General features: G+C 65.2%; 3 protein-coding genes. All 3 read right to left on the bottom strand.

The window, feature by feature from the left end; genetic code table 11:
* Positions 1 to 29: 29 nt before the first annotated feature.
* The 3 genes from AC5ZGW_RS46130 to tnpA all read right to left on the bottom strand — a co-directional run bounded on the left by AC5ZGW_RS46130 (position 30) and on the right by tnpA (position 1,658).
* Positions 30 to 788, bottom strand: coding sequence for an IS66 family transposase (locus AC5ZGW_RS46130; RefSeq protein ID WP_080664167.1), 759 nt, complete (start codon positions 786 to 788; stop codon positions 30 to 32).
* A 118-nt stretch (positions 789 to 906) separates the two neighbouring features.
* The gene (gene tnpB, locus AC5ZGW_RS46125) at positions 907 to 1,254 is read right to left on the bottom strand and encodes an IS66 family insertion sequence element accessory protein TnpB (RefSeq protein ID WP_028169062.1); all 348 of its coding nucleotides are present in this window, start codon (positions 1,252 to 1,254) and stop codon (positions 907 to 909) included.
* Positions 1,251 to 1,658: an IS66-like element accessory protein TnpA gene (gene tnpA / locus AC5ZGW_RS46120; RefSeq protein ID WP_463719014.1), complete on the bottom strand. Its 408-nt coding sequence runs from the start codon at positions 1,656 to 1,658 to the stop codon at positions 1,251 to 1,253. The genes tnpB and tnpA overlap by 4 nt, the downstream gene beginning before the upstream one ends.
* Positions 1,659 to 1,763: the final 105 nt, after the last annotated feature.

The following is a 1,763-nucleotide window of genomic DNA, read 5'->3' as shown; positions in this document are numbered from 1 at the left end:
TCGCTGTCACAGCTTGTGCTCACAGATTATCAGATCATCACGATCATCCTTTCTGTGTGCTTCTGCAGCACACTGTCGTCCGCGTGGATGCGCTCGGCCGCAAAGACATGGCCGCGGATCGCATCGACCAGCGGCATCAGGGTTGCCGTGGAGGCGCCCACCCAGTCCGCCAGCGTCGAGACGTCGAGGTCGATGCCTTCGCGCCGGTAGACGTCGCTCTGACGATGGAGCGGCAGGTGCAAGCCGTATTTGGCGAACAGGACATGGGCCAGCAGCTTGGGTCCTGCACGTCCGCGCGCGATCGGGTGCGAGGGAGCCGGAGGCTGGGTGATGGCTTCGCAGGCCCGGCAGACGAGCTTCTCGCGCACGCGCTGGATGACTTTCCACTGCCGCAGAATGAGCTCCAGCGTCTCGCTCACGTCCTCGCCGATTTTGCGTAACCGGCGGTCGCCGCAGCATGGGCAGGCCGCAGGTATCGGATAGACAAGGCGTTCCCGTGGCAAATGCTCCGGCAGCGGCCGGCGCACCGGCTTGCGGCGCTCGAACGATGGCACCGTAATCTTGTCGCCTGCGGCCATCTGCGCCGCGGTCTCGGCTTGCGCCGCGTTCTCCTCCAGATCGGCGAGTTGCAGTTCGAGCTGATCCAACAGTGCGCCACGTTCCGAGGACTGTCCGAACTTCTCATGCCGCCGCTTCTTGATCGTGAGTTTGAGCTTCTCGATCAGCAAGGTCCGCGCCTGGGCGTCCGCTTCCGCGGCCAACCGCGCTACCCGCTCGGCACGCAGCATCGCCTTCAGCGTGGTCGCATCGTCGGGGAGAGAATCATCGGCGCCATCCCGGTCAGAGAATCACAATAAGCTGTCTGTGTCTGAACTGCCGACGTGTGGTCGATTCAAATCCCAGCGATCAACCCGCCGCCTGCGGCCGCCAAGTGTGTTGCGGCATCCGCCAGTCGATGCCCTCGAGCAGGTAGCCAAGTTGGGCTCGGGTGATGGTCACAATGCCATCGGCCGACGACGGCCAGAGGAAGCGGCCGCGCTCCAGCCGCTTGGCGTAGAGCGACATGCCGAGCCCATCATGCCAAAGGATCTTGATCAGCTTGCCGCTCTTGCCTCGGAACACGTAGAGGTCGCCGCCGTGCGGGTCGCGTCTGAAGGCCTCTTGCACCAGTAACGCCAGCGAGTTCATGCCGCGGCGCATGTCGGTGTGGCCGGTCGCAATCCACACCCGTACGGCGGGCGGAATGGGGATCACCGCGGCCGTCCATCTGCCAGTGCCGCGACCGCGGCCTTCAGCGTCGCCGCGTCGACCGTGCCCGTGATCCGCATCCGAGCCCCGGCCGCAAACTCGATCTCGATCGCGCCGCCGCCGGCCGGCCCGACCGGACCAAGCGTCGGCCCCGATTCCGCGACCACCATCGCCGGTACGAAGCCCGTTTGATGGGCGGCATCCTTCGGCTCGGGACGAAACGACCGTCGCCACCGGAGCAGCAATGAGCGCGAAACGCCATATCGCCGCGCCGTCGCCGCGACCTGGCGCGGCGCCTGCAAGCTCTCCAGGACGATCTTGAGCTTCTCATCCTCGGACCAGCGCCGCCGTCGGCCTGTGTCCACTACTTCGAGCCGCTCGACTTGGGCACTGCGCCTATCACTGTCCATAAGGACAGTTCTCAACAACACGCCTCACTCGGCAAGGCGGCCTTCACCGGCTTTCAATTACCCACAAATTCTCCTCCAACCGTCGCGCCCAGCGCGATGTCGGTG

The sequence above is a fragment of the Bradyrhizobium sp. Crot121 genome, assembly GCF_059512385.1.
This window is presented reverse-complemented; position numbering and strand designations above follow the sequence as displayed.

Bases quoted from the DNA above. Each gene is read 5' to 3' on its own strand.
- AC5ZGW_RS46130 (WP_080664167.1), bottom strand. From the start codon at position 788: ATGCTGCGTGCCGAGCGGGTAGCGCGGTTGGCCGCGGAAGCGGACGCC.
- tnpA (WP_463719014.1), bottom strand. From the start codon at position 1,658: ATGGACAGTGATAGGCGCAGTGCCCAAGTCGAGCGGCTCGAAGTAGTG.